Source organism: Streptomyces sp. NPDC018029, from assembly GCF_044327655.1.
Taxonomy (GTDB): Bacteria; Actinomycetota; Actinomycetes; order Streptomycetales; family Streptomycetaceae; genus Streptomyces.
Window position 1 is genome coordinate 832,416 of record NZ_JBIRFV010000001.1, and the last position, 23,501, is coordinate 855,916.

Consider the following 23,501-nt stretch of genomic DNA (forward strand, 5'->3'; position numbering starts at 1 on the left):
GCCGCCCTGCGGGGCCCGCCCGCGCCCCGGCGGGCCCCGCAGGGCGGCCGCCGGATGGTCGGGACCACCCCTCGGCATCCGGTAGAGTTATCCAGGTCAGCAGGCGCCGCTAGCTCAGTTGGTTAGAGCAGCTGACTCTTAATCAGCGGGTCCGGGGTTCGAGTCCCTGGCGGCGCACAGACAGCGAAGGCCCTCCGTTCACGCGGGGGGCCTTCGTCGTGTCCGCGCGGGGCCGGTCCCCGCATCCGTACCGCTAACGTGTCGCCATGGCGCGCGACATCCAGGAGCGGATCAAGAAGCTCATCATCGATTCCAGGCTGCCCTCCGGCGCCTCCCTGCCGACGGAGCCCGAGCTGATGGAGCGCCTGGGGGTCAGCAGGAACTCCGTGCGGGAGGCCCTCAAGGCGCTCCAGGCGATGGGGATCGTGGAGATCCGGCACGGTTTCGGGACATATGTCGGCCCGATGTCCGTCGCGCCGATGATCGAGGGCCTCGCCTTCCGCACGGTCGCGGGCCACTACCGCGGCGAGGACAGCCTGCTCCAGCTCCTGGAGCTGCGCGAGGCCGTGGAGACCGGGCTGATCGCGCGCCTCGCGGGCCGCGTCCCGGACGACGACCTGGCCGAACTCGACGCCCTGGTGGAACGGATGGAGGCCGAGGCGGCGTCCCCGGAGGGCGCCGTGCGCGCCGAGACCGACCGGGCATTTCACGCCACGCTCTACCGCGGCCTGGGAAACCTGCTGCTCGGTGAGGTTCTGGAGGCATTTTGGGATGCTTTCCACAAGGTTCGAACGGACCTGGTGGACGTTCCGCTGGATCCCCGGGTCACCTGCCGCCAGCACCGGGAAATCCTCGCCGCGGTGCGCTCGGGCGACGTTCTCCGCGCTGAGCAGGCCATACGCGAGCACTTCGGCAACATCCGTACCCGTCTGAGCTCACCCGTCCCAGCAGACACTCCAAATCGCTCGTATGACCGGTAAACCCCTTGTTTTCGCTCTTGCGATCATGCCGTGAGGCGTAGAACCCTGGCGATGCCAGGGGGGCAGCATGCGAACGACCACGCGGCGCACCGCGTGCGGGGGGATGCTCATGACGTCGACGCCGCCGGGCGCCCGACAGAACGACCCGTCGGAGACGACCCGGTTACGGGTGCCGTCGCACGCGACGGGCGGGTTCCGCAGAATCAAGAAGACCCTGCCGCGGTACGACTACGAGCACTACAGCCGGCTCGCCGGCCCCCTGACCCGGCCGGATCCGGGCAGGCCCTACAGGGTGAGGTACCGCTCGCTGCTCTCGCAGGAGCCGCACAGGATACGGGCCGCGCTGATGCTGGGCGCGGCCCCGCTGCTCTCCCTCGTACTGCTCGGCTGGCTGCTGCAGCCCGAGCACTGGACCGAGCGGGACCACGTCGCGAACGACTGGCTGCCGGCCCTCGACGTCGTCATGCTCATATCGATCGGTCTGATCGAGTTCTTCCGCTGCATGAACGTGCTGTCGAACGCGCACGCCACGCTCGTCGCCAGGGACCCGATACCCGTGGTCCCCGAGACCGGCACCAGAGTCGCCTTCCTCACCTCGTTCGTGCCCGGCAAGGAGCCGATCGAGATGGTGACGAAGACGCTGGAGGCCGCGGTGAAGATCCGTCACCGCGGTCCCATGCATGTATGGCTCCTCGACGAGGGTGACGACCCCGAGGTCAAGGAGGTCTGCCGGCGGCTCGGCGTGCACCACTTCTCCCGCAAGGGCGTGGCGCGGTGGAACACGGCCAAGGGCCCGCACCGCGCCAGGACCAAGCACGGCAACTACAACGCCTGGCTGGACGCGCACGGCGACGGCTACGACTACTTCGCGTCGGTGGACACCGACCACGTCCCGATGCCGAACTACCTGGAGCGGATGCTCGGCTTCTTCCGCGACGAGAACGTCGGCTTCGTCATCGGCCCGCAGGTCTACGGCAACTACGACAACTTCGTCACCAAGGCCGCCGAGTCGCAGCAGTTCCTCTTCCACGCGCTGATCCAGCGCGCGGGCAACGCGTACGGCGCCCCGATGTTCGTCGGCACGTCCAACGCGGTGCGCGTCAAGGCCCTCAAGCAGATCGGCGGCCTGTACGACTCGATCACCGAGGACATGGCGACCGGCTTCGAGATCCACCGCGCCACGAACCCGGCGACCGGCAAGAAGTGGAAGTCGGTCTACACCCCGGACGTGCTCGCGGTCGGCGAGGGCCCGAACGCCTGGACGGACTTCTTCACGCAGCAGCTGCGCTGGTCCCGGGGCACGTACGAGACGATCCTCAAGCAGTTCTGGAAGGCGCCGTTCTCGCTGCCGCCCGGCCGCCTCTTCAACTACACGATGATGGTCATCTTCTACCCGATGTCCGCCCTGAACTGGATTCTGGCGGCGCTGAGTTGTGCACTGTTCCTGGGGTTCGGCGCGTCCGGCGTGAACATCGACCCGGCCATCTGGCTGATGCTGTACGGCAACGCCTCCGCGCTGCAGATCGGCCTCTACATCTGGAACCGCAGGCACAACGTCTCCCCGCACGAGCCCGAGGGCTCCGGCGGGGTGGCGGGCATGGTGATGTCGGCGCTCTCCGCACCGGTCTACGCGCGCTCGCTCCTCGACGCGGCCCTGCGCCGCAAGAGCAAGTTCGTGGTGACCCCCAAGGGCGACTCGGCGAGCCCGGACACGCTGTTCGGGACCTTCCGGATCCATCTGTTCTTCATCCTGGTCTTCGGCGGCTCGATGGCCGCCGCCTTCGTGTACGGGCACTCCCACCCCGCGATGATCACCTGGGCCACCTTCGCCCTGCTGATCACGGCCGCGCCGATCTTCGCGTGGCGCTGGGGCATGCGGCAGGACAGGAAGAGGCCCGGGCCGCCCGTGCCCGACGTGATCGTTCCGCGGCAGAAGCCCAGCTGGGCCGCCCCGCCCGGCCAGACCCCGCGGATCTCGCTCGGGGGGCGTGAGAAATGAAAGAGCGTGCCGGCCGTCGTCGCGCCCGCCGCATCGCGATAGGCGCGGCGGTCGTCCTCGCGCTGGCGGGGCTGAACGGCCCGTGGCTGTGGCGCGTGGGCTCCGAGAAGTACCACGAGTACAAGATCAACAGGCCGGAGTACAAGGCGGACAACGGCCACTGGGAGGTCCTCGACTTCCCCGAGGAGTACCGGCAGAACACCATCCACGCGGCGCTCCTGCACACGGGCAAGGTCCTGCTGGTCGCCGGCTCCGGCAACAACCAGAAGAACTTCGACAAGAAGAAGTTCGACACCCGGCTGTGGGACCCGGTCAAGAACACCATCAAGAAGATTCCGACGCCCACCGACCTGTTCTGCACGGGCCACACCCAGCTGGGCAACGGCAATCTGCTGATCGCGGGCGGCACCCAGCGCTACGAGAAGCTGAAGGGCGACGTCACCAAGGCCGGCGGCCTGATGATCGTCCACAACGAGGACCCGGACGAGCCGAAGACGATCCCCGCGGGCACCAAGTTCACCGGGAAGAAGAACGGCAGGACGTTCGTCTCCCAGGACAGCGTCCTGGTCGAGAAGGCGAAGAAAATCTTCGACAAGCGGACCGGCCGGTTCCTGCGCACCGAGCCGGGCCTCGGCCGGGTCTATGTGGAGGCGGCAAGGAGCGGCGCCAAGTACGAGACGGGCACCCAGGACAACTACCGCATCCAGGGCCTGAGGGGCTCCGACACCCGCAACGTCTACGGCATGGCGCAGAAGCTCGCCCTGGACAAGAAGGACTTCCAGGGCATCAAGGACACCTTCGAGTTCGACCCGGTCGCCGAGCGGTACATCAAGGTCGACCCGATGAACGAGGCGCGCTGGTACCCCACGCTGACCACCCTCGCCGACGGCAGGATCCTCTCCACCTCGGGCCTCGACGAGATCGGCCAGCTGGTGCCGGGCAAGAACGAGGTGTACGACCCGAAGACGAAGAAGTGGACGTACACGAAGGGGATCCGCCAGTTCCCGACGTACCCCGCGATCTTCCAGCTGCCCGACGGCAAGCTCTTCTACTCCGGTTCGAACGCGGGCTACGGCCCCGACGACGTCGGCCGCAAGCCCGGCATCTGGGACCTGCGGACCAACAAGTGGCGGGGCATCCCCGGCCTGAGCGACCAGAAGCTCCTGGAGACCTCCGGCACGGTCGAGCTGCCGCCCGCGCAGGACCAGAAGTACATGGTCGTCGGCGGGGGTGGCGTCGGCGAGTCCGAGGAGTCCAGCGAGAAGACCCGCGTCGTCGACCTGAAGGCGGACGAGCCGCGCTTCGTCGACGGGCCCTCGCTGGAGAAGGGCACGCGCTATCCGCAGATCTCGACGCTGCCCGACGACACCGTGCTGATCTCGGGCGGCTCCGAGGACTACCGCGGGCGCGGCGACTCCAACATCCACCAGGCGCGGATCTACGACGCGAAGACCGGGAAGATGCGGCGGGTGGCCGACCCCGAGGTGGGCCGCAACTACCACTCCGGTTCGGTCCTGCTGCCCGACGGCCGCGTGATGTTCTTCGGCTCCGACTCGCTCTACGCCGACAAGGCCAACACCAAGCCCGGCATCTTCGAGCAGCGCATCGAGATCTACACGCCGCCGTATCTCTACCACGGTTCGCGGCCGGCGCTCGGCGCGGGCCCGAAGACCATCGCACGGGGCGAGTCGGGCACGTTCCCGACGAAGCGCGCGTCGGCCGTCAAGACGGCCCGCCTCATCAAGCCGAGTGCCTCGACGCATGTCACGGACATCGACCAGACGTCGATCGCGCTCGACCTGAAGAAGTCGCGGGGCGAGGTCACGGTGACGGTCCCGAAGAACCGGAGCCTGGTCGAGTCCGGCTGGTACATGCTCTTCGTCACGGACGACGAGGGCACCCCCAGCAAGGCCCGCTGGGTACGGGTGCCGTAGCCCCGTCAGGGGCGCGGGGAACTGCGCGAGCAACCCCGCGCTTCTAACGGGCCGCCTTAGCCAGGCCCAACGCGTATTCGGGCCACCATTCCCCGGCCTTCGGGCCGCCCCTGCACGTGCCGTCGGACTCGCCGGGGCGCTTGACCCAGAGGTACGCGTCGACCAGCGGGTCGGACGTCTTGGTGGTGGGCGTCTCGCCGAGGGCCCGCCCCGGCGGATTGCACCAGGGGTCCTTGCCCTTGGTGTACGGCCCCGCGCCGTTGCGCCCCGTGTCGATGACGAACGGCTTGTCGCCGATCTTCGCCGAGAGGTTCTTGCCGAACTCGGTGCTGGCCTCGGTGGTCTGGAAGTTGGAGACGTTCACCGCGAAGCCGTCGGCCTGCTCGACGCCGGACCGCTTCAGCGGCTCCCAGAGGGCGTCGGGGTTCTGCCAGCCCGCGTTGCCCGCGTCGAGGTACACCTTCGTGTTCTTCAGGGACTTGAGCTTCTCGATGGCGCCCCTGAGGAGGTCGTACCGCTCCTCGTGGAACTGCTCCGGCGTGCAGTTGTCGACCAGGTGGAGGACCGCGTCGGGCTCCAGGATCACCGTGGCGGGCCGGTCGCCGATGCCCTTGGCGACCTGGTCGATGAAGGCGCGGTACGCGTTGCCGTCGGCCGCACCGCCGCCGGAGTACTGGCCGCAGTCGCGGTGCGGGATGTTGTAGACCACCAGCAGCGCGTCCCGGTCGGCCTTCTCCGCCGCCTCGGTGAAGCCGCGCGCCTGGTCCTCCGCGTTCTCCGGGACGATCCACTCGGCGACCGGCTGCTCCGCTATCTTCCGGATCAGCTCGGCGTCGTCCTTCTTGCCCTCCTTGGCGTACGCGGCGACCTGCTTGGCCGCGTTGCCGTCCGGGTTGACCCAGTACGGGTCCTTCTCCTTGGGCTGCTGCTTCACCGGCCGGCTCGACGTGTCGTCGTCCTCCGAGCCGCCGTCTGAGGAGCACCCGGCGAGGAGCAGCGCGGCCCCCGCGAGCGCCGCTCCCGTCCTCACCCCCCGGGCCGCGAAACCCCGTGCGCGGCCGGTGTGTTTGCGGTCCATCCACTCCCCCTCGGGTGCACTGGCCCTGCCCCAATCCTGGCATACCTCCCCCCTCCCCACGAGGCCCGCGAGGCCCGGCGCAGGGAGCTGTACGAGAGCTGTTACAGCCCGCCGCAGCGGGGTAGGCGCAGTCCGCGGGGAGTGGAGGTGCATGGGGCATGCGAGACCGCGACAGCGAACTGCGGCTTGCGGAAGTCCTGGTGGAGACCGCGGACACTCTGATCGACGACTTCGACCTCGGCCGCTATCTGAGGCGGCTCGCCGACCGCTGCGTGGAGCTGCTCGGCGCCCGGGGCGCCGGGGTGATGTACACCGGCGGTGCCGACGACGTGCTCCTCGCCGCCTGTGGACGCCCAAGGGCGGCGATCCAGGAGCTGTTGGAGATCCAGCACCTCGGCGGACCGTGCGTGGAGAGCTTCGGCACCGGCGAGCCCGTGGCACCGGTGCGGATCGACTCCGCCGGCGCGGGGGCCCGCTGGCCGGCGTTCGCCGCGCGGGCCGGCAAGTACGGCATCGCGGAGACGTACGCGGTGCCGATCAGACGGAACAGCACGGTACTGGGTGCGGTCAACGTCTTCGTGGCGGCGGCGCATCGCGCGGTGGGCCACGAGAGCGGGCCGACGTCCGACCGCGAGGTGCGGATCGCGCAGGCGCTCGCCAACGCCGCGGCGACCGGCCTGCACAATCACCGCACCCACTTCGCGTGCCGGCTGCTGTCCGAGCAGCTCCAGACGGCGCTGGACAGCCGCATCCGTGTCGAACAGGCCAAGGGCATACTCGCCGAGCGCTGGCAGACGGGCATGGACGAGGCGTTCGAGGCGATGCGGAGCTACGCACGCAGAGAACGGCAGGTCGTCGACGTGGTCGCGGCACAGGTGATCAAGGGGTTGATCGACGCCGAGACGCTCCGCCGGGACAGGGGAGGACCGTCCTGAGGGTCGGGCCCCCACCTGCGCCGATCACGCAGGGAGAGGGATCCGCGACGTGGCGTCATTCCGCCCGGATCGCCCTCTAGGCCCACGCGCTCATTCGTTCTACAGTTTCTTGCACGGCCCAAGCCCCCGGCCGGTCGACCATTCCGCGTTCCGGAATGGTCCCCGTACCTCCCGCGCCGGCGCCGGGTTTCTCCCGCAGCCCGTGCGCGCGCGGTCGAGGACCAGCCCGGTCGGCGGCTCCGGGGGGAGCGGGCCGCCGACCGGGCCAGGTGCGGGAGCCGCACACCGGGAGCCGCACACCGGGAGGTCACGGCAGTTTCGCTACGACCGCACGCCCGTGAGGTAGGCCGAGACGATCACGTTGGCCGAGTAGGTGCGGGCGGTCTTGTCGAAGACGCCGCCGCAGGTGATGAGCCGCAGCTCGGCGCGGCCCTCCTGGTGCGGGCCGTACGCCTTCTCCGCGTCGAAGCGCGCCCGGGTGACGACCCGGACGTCGTCCACCGTGAACTCCGCGACCGTGCCGTCGTCGCGGGCCACCCTGATCTCCTCGCCGGCGCGCAGCGCGCTCAGGTCGTAGAAGACGGCCGGTTCGGTCTCCGTGTCGACGTGGCCGACGAAGAGGGCCGCGCCGGGCTCCCCGGGCCGGGCGCCGCCCGCGTACCAGCCGACGGTGTCGGCCTGTGCGAAGGACGGCGGGTCTATCGCGCCGTCGGCGTCCAGGCCGCGGGCCGCCACCGGGGCCCGCACCTCCAGCGAGGGCACGTCGACGCGTTGCGGACGCGCGGGCGCCAACGGCTCGTGCGCGGGCGGCAGTTGGACGCCGAGGGGGCGGCCGACCGCGGCCACGTCACCCGTGGCGGGCGCGGACAGCCCGCCGCGCAGGCCGGAGATGTCGCTGCCCCAGAGCCAGAGGCCGACCAGGAGGACCGCCCAGGCGACGCCGGTCAGCAGGCGTCCCGAGCCGGTCGCGCGTCCACCGCTGGACACGGTTCCGCCCGCCCGTCACTCGGAGCGTCGTCGGCGGCGGACGCTGCGGAACGCGACGGCCACGGCGGCGACACCGGCGAGGACCAGGCCGATCACGGCGTGCCGGGTGCCGGGCCCCGCCTCCTCCGCCTCGGCCGAGGCGGCGGTGGTCAGCTGCGCGGCACCGCCGCCACCGGCCCGCACCGGGGAGACCGGGGCCGCGTCGTGCCGGGCCACCTGGACCGTGCCGACACCCTGGTGCGGGTGGCCGTCACAGGTGACCGTGACGTCGAACGTCCCGGTGACACCACGCCTGATCTTGGTGCTGCCGTTGAGCGCGTACTTGCCGCCGTCGCGGCCGGTGAGCTCGGCGTCGCCCTCGAAGGCGCCCGACCCCGCCGTACCGGTGGTGCCCCCGCAGCCCGAGACGCTCACCTCCACGGTGGCGCCGGGCGCGGCACTGGCCGGGGTGACGGTGGCCCGTACCGAGTCCTTGTCGTGGGCCTGGGCCGCACCGGCGGGCAGGGCGGCCGCCAGGACGACGGCCACCCCGGCCCGACGGAGAGCTAGGGAACGTATACGCATCGTGAACCTCCACCTACGAGGTTCACCCGCCCCGGGCGACTCCGCATCTCGGCGGGGCGCTAGACGCGGTCGACGAGGTCCGCGATGGAGTCGACGATGTTCGACGGGCGGAAGGGGTGGCGGTCGATGTCGGCCCGGGTCGTCAGGCCGGTGAGCACGAGGAACGTCTCCATGCCGGCTTCGAGCCCGGCGAGGACGTCCGTGTCCATGCGGTCGCCGATCATCGCGCTGGTCTCCGAGTGCGCGCCGATCGCGTTCAGGCCGGTCCGCATCATCAGCGGGTTGGGCTTGCCCGCGAAGTACGGGTTCTTGCCGGTCGCCTTGGTGATCAGCGCCGCGACGGCCCCGGTGGCGGGCAGCGGGCCCTCCGTGGAGGGGCCCGTCTCGTCGGGGTTGGTGCAGATGAAGCGGGCGCCGCCGTTGATGAGGCGGACGGCCTTGGTCATGGCCTCGAAGGAGTACGTGCGGGTCTCGCCGAGCACCACGTAGTCCGGGTCGTGGTCGGTGAGGACGTATCCGATGTCGTGCAGGGCGGTGGTCAGGCCCGCCTCGCCGATCACGTACGCCGTGCCGCCGGGGCGCTGATCGTCGAGGAACTTGGCGGTGGCGAGCGCCGAGGTCCAGATGTTCTCGACGGGCACGTCGAGGCCCATGCGCTTCAGCCGGGCCTGGAGGTCGCGCGCGGTGTAGATGGAGTTGTTCGTCAGGACCAGGAAGGGCTTGCCGGACTCGCGCAGCTTCTTGATGAAGGCGTCGGCGCCGGGGATCGGCACTCCCTCGTGGATGAGCACGCCGTCCATGTCGGTGAGCCACGATTCGATGGGCTTGCGCTCTGCCATGGGGTGCACTCCTGCGGTGTACGGGTTGGCTGGGGCGCCGGAACAGCGCTGTGCCGACAGCCCACAGCCTAATCAGGATGCGGTGATCTTGACCCCGCCGATCACGTCCGGCCCGAGCGGGCCGGTTCGGGCGTGACGGTTCGGCCGGGACGGCTCAGCTGCCCGTCGCCGACTTCCAGTCCTCCACGTACGACTGGAGGTTCTCGGAGATGTCCTTCCAGTCCGGCTCGAAGATCTCCACACCGTCGATGATCTTGTCGAGGGCGATGGCGTTGGCGTCGGTGGCCTTGATGTCCTCGCGGGCGGGGAAGCCGCCGCCGATCTCGCTGACCTGCCGCTGGGCCTGCTCACCCAGGAGGTGGTCGAGGAACTTCTTCGCGTTGGCGTTGTGGGGGGCCTTGCTGACCAGGCCGGCGGCGTACGGCAGCGCGAACGTGGTGGGCCTGTCCGGGTTCTTCTTCGTCGCGGGGAACCAGATGCCGAGGTTCGGCATGTCCTTGGACTGCGCGTAGTTCATCTGGACGTCGCCGTTGGCGGCGAGCAGTTCGCCCTTGTCGACCTTGGGCGCGAGCTTGCCGGTGGAGGCGGACGGGCCGACGTTGTTGGTCTGCAGCTTCTTCAGGTACGCCATCGCCGGCTCCTTGCCGCCGAAGTCGTGCATCGCCTTGATGAGCACGGCGGTGCCGTCGCCCGCGACGCCCGGCGTGGAGTACTGCACCTTGTTCTTGTACGCGGGGTCGGTGAGGTCCTCCCACGTCTTCGGCGCCTTGCCGCCCGCCAGTTCCTTCTTGTTGTGGATGAACCCGAAGTAGTTCTTCACCACGGCGGTCCACTTGCCGTCGGCGGCCTTGTCTGCGCCGCCGACCCGGTCCGACCCCTTGGGCTCGTACGCCTGCAACAGGCCCTTCTCGTCGGCCTGTTGGATGAACGGGGGCAGGGTGATGATGACGTCGGCCTGCGTGTTGGACTTCTCGCGGACGGCGCGCTGCACCATCTCGCCGGAGCCGCCCTCGACGTAGTTCACCTTGATGCCGGTCTTCTTCTCGAAGTCCTTGAAGACCCGGTCGTACCAGCCGTCGCCGTTCTCGCCCTTGAGGCCGTCGGCGCTGTAGACGGTGACGACCTTGTCGTCGGACGCGGCCGAGCCGCCGCCGCACGCGGTGAGGGATCCTGCGAGGACGAGGCCACCGGTGACGGCGGCGAGCGCTCTGATGCGGATGCGGGTGTGACGCGACATGACGTTTCGTACTCCTTGAAGAAGTCGGCTTGAAGAAGTCGGCTTGGCGGGGTCAGCGGTAGGAGGCGCGGGTGCGAACGCGGGAGACGGCGAGGAGCACGAGGAGCGTGGCCGCCATCAGGACCACCGCGAGGGCGGCGCCGGTGAAGGTGGACCCGCGGTCGGTGGCCGCGTAGATCCGCACGGGGAGCGGCGTCCAGTCCGGCGGGTAGAGCATCATCGTGGCGCTCAGCTCACCCATGGAGAGGGCGAAGCAGAGCCCGGCGGCCGCGTTGAGGGACGGCAGCAGGAGCGGCAGCTTCACCTTCCACAGGACGTACGAGGGACGGGCGCCCAGCGACGCGGCGGCCTGTTCGTACGCCGGATCGAGCCGCGCGATCGCGGCCGTGACCGACTGGTAGGCGAACGCGGTGACCAGCAGGGCGTGCGCCAGAATCACGATCCACCGCGTCCCGTTGAGGATCATCGGCGGCTTGGAGAAGGCGACGAGAACCGCGAGGCCCACGACCACGGACGGCACGGCGACGGGCAGCACGAACAGCGCGTCGAGCAGCTTGCGGCCGCTCCCCTTGAGGGATGCGGCGGCGAGCGCGGCCCAGGAGCCGACGGTCAGCGCGAGGAGACTGGCGCCGACGGCGGTGACCAGGCTGGTGGTGAGGGCGCGCAGCGACTCCCCGCGGGTGGCCGACGCGTAGTGCTCGCCGGTGAGCCCGGACGGGAAGGCCCCCGACCAGTGCTCGGAGAACGACGCCGTGAGGATCACGAGCAGCGGCAGCGCGAAGAGCGGCAGGAAGAGCACGGCGAACAGGGCCCAGGTGGCCCACTTCCCCTTGCGGCTATGCACCAACACGACGGCTCACCACCCGGTACAGGCCGTAGAGGCCCACGGAGATCGCGATGTTGACGACGGCGACGACGCACGCCGCGGGATAGTCGGCTTCGAGCATCGCCTTGCTGTAGACGAGCATCGGCAGGGTCGTGACGCCCTTCGCCCCCGTGAAGAGGACGATCCCGAACTCGTTCAGGCACATGACGAGGACGAGGCTGCCGCCGGCGGCGAGCGCGGGCAGCGCCTCGGGCAGGATGACGCGCCGCACGATCCGGGCGGGCTTGGCCCCGAGGCTCGACGCGACCTCGAGCTGCGCGGTGTCGAGCTGCGAGAACGCGGCCAGCAGCGGCCGCATCACGAAGGGCGTGAAGTACGTGATCTCGGCGAGCAGCACGCCCCACGGGGTGGTCAGGAACTGGAACGGTCCCTCGGCGACGCCGGTCGCGTCCGTCCACACGCCGTTGGCCATGCCCTTCGTGCCGTAGATGAACAGCAGGGCGAGGGTGATCAGGAAGGACGGGAAGGAGAGGAAGACGTCGATGAACTTCGCGACGGCCTTCCCGCCGGGGAACGGCACGAACGCGATGACCAGCGCGAGCGCGAACCCGAGCACGAGACATCCCACGGTCGCCCCGGCCGCCAGCCACACGGTGGTCCCGAGCGCCTCCCGGAACGCCTCGGAGGCGAACACGTCGGCGTACGGCTGGAGAGAGGTCCCGCCGGTGTCGGGCTGCACGGACTGCTGGACGACGAGGAAGAGGGGGTAGAGAAAGAACACCCCGAGAAGGCCGACGGGCGGCAGCACCCATACCCAGCGGGGGACCCGCAGGGGCGGCCCTGACTGCTTCACGGGTGCGGCGGTGAGCGCCGAGCTAGCCATCGGTCACCCCTCCGGCAAGGAGCACCGCGTCGTCGGGCGCGAAGTGCAGCGTGACCTCGTCCCCGATGGCCGGCGGCGTCCGCAGCTCACGGACGTCCGCCTTCACCCGCTCCCCGGACACCTCGACGTACAGCCGGTGCGTGGCGCCCCGCCACTGCACCTCGGCGACCCGCCCGGTCAGGGCGTTGGGCCCGTCCCCGAGGCCGACCAGGTGCGGCCGCACGCACAGCGTGGCGGCGGCCCCCGGGGCGACTTCCCCCGTGTCCACCTTCAGCGACACCCCGCCGAAGGAGACGGCCCCCGTCCCCACCGTCACCGCGAGGAGGTTCGCGTTGCCGACGAACGACGCCGTGAACTCCGTGCGCGGCGCCCGGTAGAGCTCCTGCGGCGTCCCGCAGTCCCGCAGCCGTGCCCGGTCCATGACGGCGATCCGGTCGGCCAGGGTCAGCGCCTCGACCTGGTCGTGGGTGACGTACAGGATCGACACGTCGGGCAACTCGCGGTGCAGCCGGGCGAGTTCGGCCAGCATGCCGGAGCGCAGCTGCGCGTCGAGCGCGGAGAGCGGCTCGTCGAGGAGCAGCACGCCGGGCCGGATGGCGAGCGCCCGCGCGATGGCGACGCGCTGCTGCTGCCCGCCGGACAGCTCGCGCGGGAACCGCTTCGCGTACGCGGCCATGCCCGTCATCTCCAGGGCTTCGGCGACCCGTCCGGGGATCTCCGCCTTCGGCGTCTTCTGCGCCTTCAGGCCGAAGGCGACGTTGTCGGCGACCCGCATGTGCGGGAAGAGGGCGTACTGCTGGACGACCATGCCGATGCCCCGCTGGTGCGGCGGCAGCGCGGTGACGTCGCGGTCCCCGATGAACACCCGCCCCGCGGCGGGCCGCACGAAGCCCGCGACGGCCCGCAGCGCGGTGGTCTTGCCGGAGCCGGAGGGTCCGAGCAGGGCCATGACCTCGCCGGGCTCGACGGTCAGGTCGAGGGAGTCGAGGACGGTGTGCCCGTCGTACGCGACGGAGACCCCGTCGAAGCGGATGCCGCTGCCCATCAGCCGGCTCCCCGGAGCAGCGCGGGCAGTTCGGCGACGGAGCCGAGCACGTGGGTGGCCCCGGCCTCGCGGAGCGCGGCGGCACCGTGGGCGCCGGTGAGCACCCCTGCGACGACGGATGCGCCTGCGCGTACGCCGCTGAGCATGTCGTACACCGTGTCGCCCGCGACCGCGACGTCCCGGACGTCGGCCACGGCGCCGGTCCGCAGGAACGCGCTGAGCACCATGTCGGGGTAGGGGCGTCCGCGGCCGCCCGCGTCGGCGGGGCACAGGGTCAGTCCGACCAGGTCCCGCCACCCCAGCGCGTCGAGGATGGCGTCCTGGGTGACCCGGGCGAACCCGGTGGTCAGGACGACGGTGCGGCCGTCGTCCGCGAGCTCCTCGATGGCTTCGCGCGCCCCGGGTACGGGTGCGATACGGCCGCCGTCGACCAGCGACCCGTACGCCTTCTCGAAGGCGATGTTCGCCTGCTGTGCGAGCTTCTCCTCGCCGAACAGGTGCCGGAAGACGGAGATCTTGGACTCGCCCATCGTGGCGCGGACGTACTCCAGTTTCGCGGCGTGATCCGCGGAGTCCGGTTCGACGCCGAGCTCCCGCGCTGCGGCGGCGAAGGCCTGTTCGACGAGGCCGCCGTCGGCGACGGTGGTGCCGGCCATGTCGAGCACGACCAGGCCGATGTGTTCGTTCGCGGTCAATTCCCTCACCATCCCAGTTCGTCGGCGGTCCGCTCGGCGATCGCGGGCGAGCAGGTCATGCCGCGCCCGCCGGGCCCGGTGACCAGCCACACGCCGTCGCGCACCCGCTGCCGGTGCACGACGCGGCTCGTGTCGACGCACTGCGCGTACACCCCGGCCCAGCGCCGCCTGATCTTCGGCAGCGGGCGGCCGAGGAAGCCCTCGACGACCTCGGTGAGGTGGTCGTAGGGCTCCTCGACGGTGTCGAAGGCGAAGGGGTGCTCGTACTCGTGGGTGTCGCCGATGGTCAGGCCGCCGTCCGCGCGCTGCACCATGAGCAGCTGCATCTTGTGCTCGGCGGCGGTCGGCGTCTGGGCCTGGCCGGCGTTGAGCGCGTCGAGTGCCGGCGACTTGTACGCCGGGTAGTAGCGGAAGCTGTCGGCGTCGGCGACGGAGGTGGTGAGCGGCTCGCCGAGGGGCTCGGTCTGCATCATCTGCAGGCGTACGCGGCGCACGGGCAGGTCGGGTCCCGCCAGCTCGCGGACGAGGCCGCCGAGCCAGGCGCCGGTGGCGAGGACGACGGCGTCACCGGTGTGCATGTCGCCGTGGTCGTCGCGGACCGCGCTCTCGCCGACGACCTCGCGCACCTCACGCCCGGGCAGGAAGGTGTAGCGCGGGGAGGCCAGGAGGGCCTCGCGCAGCCGGAGTTGAGCGGTGCGCGGCTCCACGGCCGCGTCCCGCTCGCACCACAGGGCGGCGCTGAACCCGCCGCGCAGGGCCGGGTTGAGGGCACGCGCCTCGTCGGCGCTGAGCAGCTTGTAGCCGCGGGCCGCCGCGTCCGGCCGGGCCAGGGCGGCCTCGGCGACGGCGCGCTCGTGTTCGTTGCGCACGAGGGTGAGGGAGCCGTTGGCCCGGAAGCCGAGGCCCGGCACGCGTGCGCCGATGTGCTCCCACAGCTCGCGGGCGCGCAGGGCGGTGTCGAGCTCCTCGCCGCCCGCCCGGCCGCTCACCCATATCTGCCCGAAGTTGCGCAGGGACGCCCCGCGGGCCTCGCTCTCGCGCTCGATCTGTACGACCTCGTGGCCGCGTTCCACTGCGTGCCAGGCGTGCATGGTTCCCACCACGCCGGCTCCTACGACGATGACTCTCACGGCGGCAACGCTCCTGGGGACCGGTGTCCCGCGCGGGGCCGGACGGCAACGGGACGGTGAACGGCCACCCAAGCTTGGCCTAGACCCGTTACGTTTCCGTTATGCGCGTTTCCATTATGTGGCTGAGGTGGTTCGCGGGGCGGCCGCTTCAGCCGAGACGCGTGGTGAACGAGAACCGGTCACCTCGGTAGAGGGTGCGCACCCGCTCCAGCGGGCGGCCCGAGGTGTCCCGCGACAGCCGGTGGATCAGCAGCATGGGCAGCGCGGGCGGCGTCCCGATGAGCAGGGCCTCGCGCGGGGTGGCGAGGACCGTCTCGATCCGCTCGTCGGCGTCCCCGAAGGAGATGCCGAGGCTGTCGCGCAAGTACGCGTAGAAGGACGAGTCGGGCTCGAAGTCCGCGTCGAGCCGGGGCACCCGCGCCACGGAGACGTACGTGCTCTCCAGCCCCACCCGCTCGTCGTCGGCGAGCAGCACGCGCTCCATGTGCCAGACGGGCTCGCCCACGTCGGCGCCGATCTCGCGGGCGAGGGCGGCCGGGCACGGGAACCGGTCGAGTGAGATGAGGTTGCGTCCGGGGGTGCGCCCCTGCCGCCGCACGCCCTCGGTGTAACTCGCGAGCGACAGCGGCTGCTCCAGCTTCGGTCCCGCCACGACGGTGCCGCGCCCCTGCCTGCGCAGCCGCCCCTCCAGAAGCAGCTCGCGCAACGCCTGCCGCACGGTCTCGCGCGCCACTTCGTACCGCTCGGCGAGGTCCCGCTCGGTCGGCAGCGGCTGTCCGTCCCCCAACTCCTCGATGAGAGCGGCGATCCTGGCCTTCACGGCGTAGTACTTCGGGATGCGGCCGTGCTCGGGGATGCCGGAGCGGATGGGGGCGCCCGGCGCCTGGTCGAGCAGGTGGGCGGGGTGGTGCGCGGGGTGGTGCGCGGTGTTCGGGTTGTCCACCCGGGGATGTTCGCAGACGTACGTGAACGGGGGTCGCCGGAGCCTGCCTGTGCCCTTCCATGCCCGCGTTCAGCGCCCCCGGGCCCGCAGGCGGCGGGCGCCCCACAGTGCGAGGACGCCGCACCCGACGAGGACGACGGCTCCGGCGGCGGCGATGCGCGTGGCGAGCGGGACGTGGCGGCCGGTCTCGGCGAGTTCGGCGCGCAGGCCGGCGGGCGGCTCGGCGTCCCGTTCCGTGGCGGCGGCGGGGGCGAGGTCGAAGGGGTAGTCGTTGGAGGCGCCGACCCAGTCGCCGTCGCCGCCCCTGCGCTGCACCACGGCGGCGGACGCCACGATGTGGTTGGGCCCGGCGTCGGCGGTGAAGGCGAGCCGGACCTTGACGGTGACGGTACGGCCGGGCGCGACCGTGAAGCCGGCGAAACCGTCGTCGAAGACACCGACGTGCTCGCCCTGCCCGGTCCGCTCGAACGCGACGTCCCGCCAACGCGTCCCGTCGTCGAACCGCAGCCGCACCTGCCGGGCCGTCAGCGTCCGCTGCTCGTCGACCAGGACGAGGATGGGGTGGATGTTGCCGCAGGGTTCGTCGGTGGCGTTGGTGAGGTCGACGGTCCACTCCTCGTGACCGCCACCGGGTTCATAGTCGGCGGGCCCCCGGCGAATACGGGTGTCGATGGGAAAGTCGACACGCTCCTCATCCACACAGCTGGGCCGCCACCCGGCGCCACCCCGGACCTCCTCCGGTCCCCGCTCCCGCTCCCGCTTCTGAGCCACACGGACCCCGGACTCCCCGGGGACGGCGGCACAAGAATCCCGGACCACGCCCCCTGCGGCCACACACCCCGCCCCGCCACCACCCCGCGCGCCCCCCTCCACGGCCACACCAGGCACGGCGGACACGAGAGCGGCGGCTGCGACGACCACGGCGGTGCCACCGAAGGCGAGAGAACTGCGGAAGCCCATGAAACACCTTTACTCGGCGCCGGCTGGCGAAGGGGGATGGGGACGGGTGGGGGGCGCGGGTGGAGGGGGGCAGGGGGCGGGGGACGGGGACAGGGAAACACCGGATGGCACCGGACCACCGGTCCTCACCGCATCGGACCAGAGCGGACCACCAGCCAGCACCGGACCGACCACCGGACGGCACCGGATCACCAGCCGGGACCACACCACACCGCCCCGGAACCGCTCCCGCTTCCGACCCTGCCACGCGTCGGCGGCGCGGCCACCCCACCAGCGCCGGACAGGACCGACCGGCCCACCCAAGCCCCCCGTTCAGGCGAGATCCCCAACCCCACGCATAACTCCGGGCCGTGACGCCTACCAACCGCCAACCCGCCCTCAACGCACCGGAAAAGCCACCTCGGCCCGCCCGAAGAGCGGTGCGAGGACGAGCTGTGCCGCGCCTTCCGCCACCCCCCGCTCCCCGCCGGACGCGAGGCTCACCGGCACCCGGAGGGTCCCGCCCCCGCGCCGGACGCGCTCGGCGACGACGGCGCCCACCCCCCGTACGAAAAGGTCACCCGCCGCGAAGACGGTCCGTCCGCCGAGGAGGACGTGGTCGATGTCGAGGAGGCCGACGAGATTGCCGGCGGCCGTGCCGAGCACCCGCGCCGCCTCGTCCAGGTCGCCCCGGGCGACGGCCGCGAGGCAGAGCGCCTCCACGCAGCCCCGGTCCCCGCACTCGCAGGGCGGCCCGTCCAGCTGGAGCACCTGGTGGCCGAACTCGCCCGCGCCGGTACGGGCCCCGCGGTGCAGGGCGCCGCCGAGCACGAGCCCGGCACCGAGCCCCGTACCCAGATGGAGGTACGCGAAGGAGTCGGCGGCACCCGCGAGAGCGAGGCCGAGAGCCGCGGCGTTGGTGTCCTTGTCGACCACGACGGGCAGCCCGAGCCGCCCCGACAGCACGTCCCGCAGCGCGAACCCGTCCCACTCCGGGAACCCGGTGACGCGATGCAGCACCCCCGCCGCGTGGTCGAGCGGCCCGGGCAACGCGACCCCGACCCCGGAGACGGACACGGCACCCCCACCGGCGCCACCGACCCCGTCACCGCCGGTGCCACTGCCACTGGCACCGGCACCGGCACTGGCACTGGCACTGGCACCGCCACCGATGCCGCCGCCCCCGGCGAGCAACCCCCGCACCTCCCCCACCGCCACCTCCACCACCGCCTCCGCGCCCGCCCCGAAAGCGAGTGGGGCGCGGCGTTCGGCGACCACCGTGCCGGTGAGGTCGGCGAGGACCGCCGTCAGCTCGTCGCGGTCCAGGTGGAGGCCGACCGCGTGGCCCGCGCCGGGGACGAGGCGCAGCACGGTGCGGGGCTTGCCGCCCGTCGAGGCGCGGCGGCCCGCCTCCGCGGCCAGACCCTCGGCCCGCAGCCTCGCGGTGATCTTGCTGACGGCCTGCGGGGTGAGCCCGGTGCGCTCGGCGAGTTCCAGGCGGCTGATGCCCTCCTCGCCCGCGGCGCGCAGCAGATCGAGCACGAGCGCGGTGTTGTGCCCGCGCACGGCGGGGAGGTTCACTCCGGGGTTCACCCTGTTCACGTACGACTTCACCAGCCCATTGTCCCGCCCGCTTGCACTTTGGCAACACCGTTGCTTAAGTGGAGGACATGACTGGCACAGGTACTGGTACTGAGACGAGCACAGGCACGCGTGCTCCCCTCCGCGTCGGCCTCGTCGGGTACGGCCTCGCGGGTTCCGTCTTCCACGCCCCGCTGATCGCCGCCACCGAGGGCCTCGTCCTCGACACGGTCGTGACGTCGAACCCCGAGCGGCAGGCCCAGGCCCGCGCCGAGTTCGGCGACGGCCTGCGCTGCGCGCCCTCGGCCGACGAGCTGTGGGAGCGGGCGGACGAGCTCGACCTGATCGTCATCGCGTCGCCGAACAAGACGCACGTGGCGCTGGCCACCGCCGCCCTGAAGGCGGGCCTCCCGGCCGTCGTGGACAAGCCGGTCGCGGGCACGGCCGCCGAGGCACGCGGGCTCGCCGCCCTCGCCGACGAGCGCGGACTGCTCCTCTCCGTCTTCCAGAACCGCCGCTGGGACAACGACTTCCGCACCCTGCGCAAGCTGCTCGCCGACGGCGACCTCGGCGAGGTATGGCGCTTCGAGTCCCGTTTCGAGCGGTGGCGCCCGAAGCCGAAGGGCGGCTGGCGCGAATCCGGCAACCCGGAGGAGATCGGCGGTCTCCTCTACGACCTGGGCAGCCACGTCGTCGACCAGGCCCTGGTGCTCTTCGGCCCGGTCGTGAGCGTGTACGCCGAGTCGGACGTCCGGCGCCCGGGCGCGGAGGCCGACGACGACACGTTCCTCGCGCTCACCCACGCGAACGGCGTCCGCTCACACCTCTATGTGAGCGCCACCACCGCCCAGCTCGGCCCGCGCTTCCGGGTCCTCGGCTCGCAGGCGGGCTATGTGAAGTACGGCCTGGACCCGCAGGAGGCGGCGCTGCGCGACGGCAGGCGCCCGGCCACGGAGGACCCGTGGGGCGTGGAGCCGGAGTCGATGTGGGGGACGGTCGGCTCCGGCGAGTCCCCGTTGACCGGCGGCGGCCGCCCGCTGCCGACCCTGCCGGGCGACTACCCCGCGTACTACGAAGCGGTGGCGAACGCCCTGCGCGGCACCGGCGAGAACCCCGTCACCGCGCACGAGGCCGCCGCCGCCCTGGACGTCCTGGAGGCGGCCCGCCGCTCGGCCCGCGACGGCGTGGCGGTGACGCTGTGACCGCGCACGAGGTGACCCCGCCGAGCATCGACGAGCTGGAGGCGCAGGAGCGCCGCCTGGTCCTCCCCCACTTCACGTACGACGACGCGTGGGCGCTCGGCACGCTCCTGGTGGAGCTGGCCCGCGAGCGCCGCGCCCCCGTGGCGATCGACATCCGGCGCGGCGGCCAGCAGCTCTTCCACGCGGCGCTGCCCGGCTCCACCCCGGACAACGACGCCTGGATCGACCGCAAGCGCCGCGTCGTGGAGCGCTACGGCTGCTCCTCCTACCTGGTCGGCTCCCGTTTCCGCGCCAAGGGCACGACGTTCGAGGACTCCTCCCGCCTCGACCCCGACGTGTACGCGGCGCACGGCGGCGCGTTCCCGATCGCGGTGGAGGGCGCGGGGGTGATCGGCACGGTGGTGGTGTCGGGGCTGCCTCAGGTGGAGGACCACGCGCTGGTGGTGGAGGCGTTGGAGCGGTTCACCGCAGCCTGAACGGTTCGCCGTAACCTGAAAGGTTCACCGCAGCCTGAACGGTACGGTTCGTCACCGCCGGAACGGTTCCTCGCAGCCCGAACCGGGATTGTTCAGCGCAACGAGTGAAAACCACTCGCTTGAATGAGGGGAAGCGATACTCCGGGGCCCCACGGACCCCATAGTGTCCGTCCATGCAACTGCCCGCGTTTGTAGACCTGCGTCCCATCGGGCGTTGCAACCTCAGCTGCCCCTTCTGCTTCGGCCCCCGCCACGAGGTCCCCTCGATGCCCCGGGAAACGGCGCTGCGGATCGCCTCCGTCCTCCGGGACTCGGGTGTGCGAGGCGTCGTCATCTCCGGTGGAGAACCGACACTGCTGCCCTACCTCCCCGAGCTGGCCGAGGAGTTGAGCCGCCCGCTGCCGTCCGGGCGGCCGCCCCGCGTCGTCCTCAGCACCAACGGCCTCGCCCCGCTGAAGTCCATGCAGCGCATCCTCCCCCACCTCTCGTGGCTCGCCCTGCCACTGGAGTCCAAGGACGCGGCGGAGCACGGCCTGCTGCGCACCGGCAGCCCGGCACCGCACCGCGAGAGGGTGCTCGGCCTGCTGAAGGAAGTGCGCAAGAACCACGCGCACGTCCGGGTGAAGCTGGGCACGGTCGTCACCCGCCTCAACGTGAAGGGCGCGCCGCACGTCCTGGACCTGATCGACGACGAGACCTCGCTGCCCGACGTGTGGAAGGTCTACCAGATGTCCGAGACCAACTACGGCGCGGACAACCGGGACTGGCTCTCCATCGGCGACGCGGAGTTCGAGGACGTCGTCGCGGAGTGCGAGGAGGCCGCGCGGCGGCATGGGGTGACCTTGCGGGTGTACCGCAACTCGACCCGCACCGGCAGCTACTTCTTCATCGACCCGGACTGCGAGATCGTCGTCGTCGACGAGGGTGAGGAACGGAGGATCGGGAATCTCTTCGAGAAGCTCGCCGACCGCACGCTCCGGCCCGCCGAGCTGATCACCCCTGCCCGGAACGTCGAGAACTTCGCCGGCACCTATCCGGACCCGGACGGCACGCCGGCCCTGTGAGGAGCTCCCGATGACAGCGCATGTACGCGTAGGTGTCCAGGCGATCGTCCGCCTCGGCGGTGACGTCCTGCTCGGTCTGCGGGCCAACTGTTTCGGCGCGGGCACGTGGGGCCTGCCCGGCGGCCATCTGGAGGTCGGCGAGTCCCTGACGGACGCCGCCCGCAGGGAGCTGGCGGAGGAGACCGGCATCCACGCCCTGGACCTGCGGGTCGCCTGCGTGACCGACCCGGACCCGGCGGCCAACCACCACATGCAGGTCGGCGTCGAGGTCGTCGACTACACCGGCGACATCCTCGTACGCGAACCGGACCGCTGTCTGCGCTGGCAGTTCTGGCCCCTGGACGCGCTGCCCGATGCGCTCTTCGTCGGCTCCGCGGGTGTCCTCAGAAGCATCAGGGACGGCGCGGTGCACTGCCCCTGACCTGCCGGGGGGGCATCCCTATTCCTGGCTCTTGCTCCACCGGTCGTCGGACTGTGTCGTCATCAGCGCGCGCAGCCTCTCCTTGTGCTTCTCCTCGTGCATGCCGAACTGCTCCCACGTGCTGGTCAGTTCCCACTGCGTACGGAACGCCGCCAGGCTGTCCTCGTAGTACTTGCTGTCCTTCAGGAACTGGTGCTCGAAGACGCTCAGGCCCCTGCGGGTGCGCTGCAGTGGATTCATCGTGATGTACGGCTCGAAGAATCCCGCTTCCGACGTGAGCAGCGTCGAGCCGGATATGTCGGTGGGCGTCAGCTTCAGTTCGATGTGATCGGGGAATCGTTCGCGCAGGTCCTGATAGGAGGCGATGACCGGCAGGAACGTCTCCTGGTAATACGTGCTCGCCCGCACCCGGTCCACGATGTTCTGATGGCTCACCGGCTCCGAGTCCGCGCTGTGCTGCATGAAGATCGCGAGATTGTTCCAAGGACTGCTCAGAATCACGTGGAAATAGGTGCCGCGCTCCAGGGCGCGATGAATCTGCCAGTAGAAGATGTCCAGGTCGGCGAGGAAATAGGAGGCGCCCGCGTGCGCGGTCAGCCGGATCACGTTCCGCTCCGCGTCGATCGCCTTCTTCTTGGCGGTGTTGCGTACGTCGTTCTCCTGCGGGGTGTACGTGCGGTCGATCCGGTACGGCAGGTCGTCCGTCTGCACCGTGGCCGCCCGTAAGTGCGCGAGCGCCTCCCGTATCGCGAGGGTCTGGGCGTGCTCCCTGCCGAGCGCCTCCACGGCCATCTCCTCGGCGCTCTCCAGCAGCACCACGGCCCGCCGCCGGCGCAGCAGGCTCCCCGAGCCGCCGCTCGCCGCCTCGAACTCCGCGACGGCCAGGGCCGCCTGGGCCACGATGGTCTCGCGGTGGGTCGCCCCCAGGAACGCCGACGCGTTCAGCTTCACGATCTCCAGCTCGCTCAGCTGCCGCTCGCTGAGCTCCACGTCGTGCCCGGCCGCGGCCGCCTCGAACGTCGCCGTGGCGAGGGCGCGCCGGGCGGCGATGGCCGCGGGGTGGTCGCCGCCCTTGAGGGCGATGGAGTGCTCCGCCGACCGGTCGAACTTCTGCAGGGTGTCGTGGATCCGGTCGATGTCCTTGCCCGACCTGGCGACCTCCAGCCGCACCAGATCCGCCGTCAGCCGGGCGTCGGGGTCGTCGCCCGGCCGCGTGTCCATCTCCTCCAGCGCCTTCTCCGCCCAGAAGTCGGCGTCCCCCAGGTCGCCCCTGCGCAGGCTGACGGCGCTCAGATTGGCGAGGATGCGGCCCCGCTCGGGGACCTGGCTGCCCCGCTCGGCCCTGCTCAGCGCGCGGCCGAGGACGAGCCGCGCCCTTTCCAGTTCGCCGTGCTCGGCGAGCAGCGAGCCCAGCTCGTTCCAGACGGACGCCGCGTACACCTCGCGGTCCGCCTCCACGATCTCCATGTGCCGCAGCGTCATGTCGGCCACCGACAGGGACAGCGTCTTCATGCCGAGGGCGCTCAGCAGCTTGGCCAGGTGGATGAGCTGTCCCGCCCGTAACTGCTGGGACCTGTCGGCGGGATCGGGCCTGCGGACGTGCTTCACACAGGCCGCGAGGCGGCCCTTGTCCTGCCGTCGCGGCCCGGCGGGGGCCAGGAGCATCTCTTCGGCGACGGCTATGGCGTCGTCGAGGTACCGCATCGTCGTCATGGTCCCCTCCCGGGAGGTCGCCGGCCCACG

Annotated in this window: 22 protein-coding genes and 1 tRNA gene; 9 read left to right on the plus strand and 14 right to left on the minus strand. The window is 71.2% G+C overall.

The features are described from left to right. Positions 1-103: 103 nt before the first annotated feature. From ACH4D5_RS03610 to ACH4D5_RS03625, 4 genes are all read left to right on the plus strand, one after another. A tRNA-Lys gene (locus ACH4D5_RS03610) sits at positions 104-177 on the plus strand. Positions 178-266: 89 nt separating this feature from the next. After that, entirely contained in the window at positions 267-980 is a 714-nt protein-coding gene (locus tag ACH4D5_RS03615; RefSeq protein ID WP_398298105.1) for a FadR/GntR family transcriptional regulator, read from the plus strand. 109 nt (positions 981-1,089) lie between these two features. Then, positions 1,090-2,979, plus strand: a complete 1,890-nt coding sequence (locus tag ACH4D5_RS03620) for a glycosyltransferase family 2 protein (protein ID WP_398298533.1) — start codon at positions 1,090-1,092, stop codon at positions 2,977-2,979. After that, positions 2,976-4,913 carry a galactose oxidase-like domain-containing protein gene (locus tag ACH4D5_RS03625; RefSeq protein ID WP_398298107.1) on the plus strand — a complete coding sequence of 646 codons (1,938 nt, stop codon included), beginning with the start codon at positions 2,976-2,978 and terminating at the stop codon, positions 4,911-4,913. The genes ACH4D5_RS03620 and ACH4D5_RS03625 overlap by 4 nt, the downstream gene beginning before the upstream one ends. Before the next feature lie 43 nt (positions 4,914-4,956). Here ACH4D5_RS03625 and ACH4D5_RS03630 read toward each other — a convergent pair whose 3' ends face one another. Beyond that, positions 4,957-5,991: a glycoside hydrolase family 6 protein gene (locus tag ACH4D5_RS03630; RefSeq protein ID WP_398298109.1), complete on the minus strand. Its 1,035-nt coding sequence runs from the start codon at positions 5,989-5,991 to the stop codon at positions 4,957-4,959. Between the two features lie 158 nt (positions 5,992-6,149). Between ACH4D5_RS03630 and ACH4D5_RS03635 the strand changes: the two genes are divergently transcribed. Next, on the plus strand, positions 6,150-6,926 hold the full coding sequence (locus ACH4D5_RS03635) for a GAF and ANTAR domain-containing protein (protein ID WP_398298111.1): 777 nt from the start codon (positions 6,150-6,152) through the stop codon (positions 6,924-6,926). Between the two features lie 321 nt (positions 6,927-7,247). On the opposite strand, the gene ACH4D5_RS03640 is transcribed toward ACH4D5_RS03635, so the two are convergent. From ACH4D5_RS03640 to ACH4D5_RS03695, 12 genes are all read right to left on the minus strand, one after another. Further along, a complete protein-coding gene (locus ACH4D5_RS03640; protein WP_398298113.1) occupies positions 7,248-7,913 on the minus strand; it encodes a class F sortase in 666 nt (221 codons plus the stop codon). A 15-nt stretch (positions 7,914-7,928) separates the two neighbouring features. Next, on the minus strand, positions 7,929-8,477 hold the full coding sequence (locus tag ACH4D5_RS03645) for a hypothetical protein (RefSeq protein ID WP_398298115.1): 549 nt from the start codon (positions 8,475-8,477) through the stop codon (positions 7,929-7,931). A 59-nt stretch (positions 8,478-8,536) separates the two neighbouring features. After that, positions 8,537-9,316, minus strand: a complete 780-nt coding sequence (locus ACH4D5_RS03650) for an HAD-IIA family hydrolase (protein ID WP_398298117.1) — start codon at positions 9,314-9,316, stop codon at positions 8,537-8,539. 154 nt (positions 9,317-9,470) lie between these two features. Continuing rightward, entirely contained in the window at positions 9,471-10,553 is a 1,083-nt protein-coding gene (locus ACH4D5_RS03655) for a 2-aminoethylphosphonate ABC transporter substrate-binding protein (protein ID WP_398298119.1), read from the minus strand. A 52-nt stretch (positions 10,554-10,605) separates the two neighbouring features. Continuing rightward, on the minus strand, positions 10,606-11,403 hold the full coding sequence (locus ACH4D5_RS03660) for an ABC transporter permease (RefSeq protein WP_398298121.1): 798 nt from the start codon (positions 11,401-11,403) through the stop codon (positions 10,606-10,608). Then, the gene (locus ACH4D5_RS03665) at positions 11,390-12,262 is read right to left on the minus strand and encodes a 2-aminoethylphosphonate ABC transporter permease subunit (RefSeq protein WP_398298123.1); all 873 of its coding nucleotides are present in this window, start codon (positions 12,260-12,262) and stop codon (positions 11,390-11,392) included. The genes ACH4D5_RS03660 and ACH4D5_RS03665 overlap by 14 nt, the downstream gene beginning before the upstream one ends. Continuing rightward, a complete protein-coding gene (locus ACH4D5_RS03670; protein WP_398298125.1) occupies positions 12,255-13,307 on the minus strand; it encodes an ABC transporter ATP-binding protein in 1,053 nt (350 codons plus the stop codon). The genes ACH4D5_RS03665 and ACH4D5_RS03670 overlap by 8 nt, the downstream gene beginning before the upstream one ends. After that, positions 13,307-14,002 carry a phosphonatase-like hydrolase gene (locus tag ACH4D5_RS03675; RefSeq protein WP_398298127.1) on the minus strand — a complete coding sequence of 232 codons (696 nt, stop codon included), beginning with the start codon at positions 14,000-14,002 and terminating at the stop codon, positions 13,307-13,309. Before ACH4D5_RS03675 ends, ACH4D5_RS03670 begins: the two co-directional genes overlap by 1 nt. A gap of 5 nt (positions 14,003-14,007) precedes the next feature. Then, on the minus strand, positions 14,008-15,132 hold the full coding sequence (locus ACH4D5_RS03680; protein ID WP_398298129.1) for a TIGR03364 family FAD-dependent oxidoreductase: 1,125 nt from the start codon (positions 15,130-15,132) through the stop codon (positions 14,008-14,010). Positions 15,133-15,280: 148 nt separating this feature from the next. Continuing rightward, the gene (locus ACH4D5_RS03685; protein ID WP_398298131.1) at positions 15,281-16,075 is read right to left on the minus strand and encodes a GntR family transcriptional regulator; all 795 of its coding nucleotides are present in this window, start codon (positions 16,073-16,075) and stop codon (positions 15,281-15,283) included. Between the two features lie 69 nt (positions 16,076-16,144). Then, on the minus strand, positions 16,145-16,846 hold the full coding sequence (locus tag ACH4D5_RS03690) for a hypothetical protein (protein WP_398298133.1): 702 nt from the start codon (positions 16,844-16,846) through the stop codon (positions 16,145-16,147). A gap of 567 nt (positions 16,847-17,413) precedes the next feature. Then, positions 17,414-18,628, minus strand: a complete 1,215-nt coding sequence (locus tag ACH4D5_RS03695) for an ROK family protein (RefSeq protein ID WP_398298135.1) — start codon at positions 18,626-18,628, stop codon at positions 17,414-17,416. Positions 18,629-18,684: 56 nt separating this feature from the next. Between ACH4D5_RS03695 and ACH4D5_RS03700 the strand changes: the two genes are divergently transcribed. The 4 genes from ACH4D5_RS03700 (at position 18,685) to ACH4D5_RS03715 (ending at position 21,758) form a co-directional block, all read left to right on the plus strand. Beyond that, the gene (locus ACH4D5_RS03700; protein ID WP_398298137.1) at positions 18,685-19,797 is read left to right on the plus strand and encodes a Gfo/Idh/MocA family oxidoreductase; all 1,113 of its coding nucleotides are present in this window, start codon (positions 18,685-18,687) and stop codon (positions 19,795-19,797) included. Beyond that, positions 19,794-20,273 carry a heme-degrading domain-containing protein gene (locus tag ACH4D5_RS03705; protein WP_398298139.1) on the plus strand — a complete coding sequence of 160 codons (480 nt, stop codon included), beginning with the start codon at positions 19,794-19,796 and terminating at the stop codon, positions 20,271-20,273. The genes ACH4D5_RS03700 and ACH4D5_RS03705 overlap by 4 nt, the downstream gene beginning before the upstream one ends. Before the next feature lie 173 nt (positions 20,274-20,446). Beyond that, complete coding sequence (locus tag ACH4D5_RS03710; RefSeq protein ID WP_398298141.1) at positions 20,447-21,337, plus strand: radical SAM protein; 891 nt, start codon at positions 20,447-20,449, stop codon at positions 21,335-21,337. A 10-nt stretch (positions 21,338-21,347) separates the two neighbouring features. Continuing rightward, a complete protein-coding gene (locus ACH4D5_RS03715) occupies positions 21,348-21,758 on the plus strand; it encodes an NUDIX hydrolase (protein WP_398298143.1) in 411 nt (136 codons plus the stop codon). 18 nt (positions 21,759-21,776) lie between these two features. Here the strand turns inward: ACH4D5_RS03715 and ACH4D5_RS03720 are convergent, their stop codons facing one another. Further along, entirely contained in the window at positions 21,777-23,471 is a 1,695-nt protein-coding gene (locus tag ACH4D5_RS03720) for a hypothetical protein (RefSeq protein WP_398298145.1), read from the minus strand. Between the last annotated feature and the right edge of the window lie 30 nt (positions 23,472-23,501).

Excerpts from the sequence above, each read along its gene's own strand:
- ACH4D5_RS03615 (WP_398298105.1), top strand. The coding sequence starts at position 267 with ATGGCGCGCGACATCCAGGAGCGGATCAAGAAGCTCATCATCGATTCC.
- ACH4D5_RS03620 (WP_398298533.1), top strand. The coding sequence starts at position 1,090 with ATGACGTCGACGCCGCCGGGCGCCCGACAGAACGACCCGTCGGAGACG.
- ACH4D5_RS03625 (WP_398298107.1), top strand. The coding sequence starts at position 2,976 with ATGAAAGAGCGTGCCGGCCGTCGTCGCGCCCGCCGCATCGCGATAGGC.
- ACH4D5_RS03630 (WP_398298109.1), bottom strand. The coding sequence starts at position 5,991 with ATGGACCGCAAACACACCGGCCGCGCACGGGGTTTCGCGGCCCGGGGG.
- ACH4D5_RS03635 (WP_398298111.1), top strand. The coding sequence starts at position 6,150 with ATGCGAGACCGCGACAGCGAACTGCGGCTTGCGGAAGTCCTGGTGGAG.
- ACH4D5_RS03645 (WP_398298115.1), bottom strand. The coding sequence starts at position 8,477 with ATGCGTATACGTTCCCTAGCTCTCCGTCGGGCCGGGGTGGCCGTCGTC.
- ACH4D5_RS03650 (WP_398298117.1), bottom strand. The coding sequence starts at position 9,316 with ATGGCAGAGCGCAAGCCCATCGAATCGTGGCTCACCGACATGGACGGC.
- ACH4D5_RS03655 (WP_398298119.1), bottom strand. The coding sequence starts at position 10,553 with ATGTCGCGTCACACCCGCATCCGCATCAGAGCGCTCGCCGCCGTCACC.
- ACH4D5_RS03665 (WP_398298123.1), bottom strand. The coding sequence starts at position 12,262 with ATGGCTAGCTCGGCGCTCACCGCCGCACCCGTGAAGCAGTCAGGGCCG.
- ACH4D5_RS03670 (WP_398298125.1), bottom strand. The coding sequence starts at position 13,307 with ATGGGCAGCGGCATCCGCTTCGACGGGGTCTCCGTCGCGTACGACGGG.
- ACH4D5_RS03700 (WP_398298137.1), top strand. The coding sequence starts at position 18,685 with ATGACTGGCACAGGTACTGGTACTGAGACGAGCACAGGCACGCGTGCT.
- ACH4D5_RS03710 (WP_398298141.1), top strand. The coding sequence starts at position 20,447 with ATGCAACTGCCCGCGTTTGTAGACCTGCGTCCCATCGGGCGTTGCAAC.
- ACH4D5_RS03715 (WP_398298143.1), top strand. The coding sequence starts at position 21,348 with ATGACAGCGCATGTACGCGTAGGTGTCCAGGCGATCGTCCGCCTCGGC.
- ACH4D5_RS03720 (WP_398298145.1), bottom strand. The coding sequence starts at position 23,471 with ATGACGACGATGCGGTACCTCGACGACGCCATAGCCGTCGCCGAAGAG.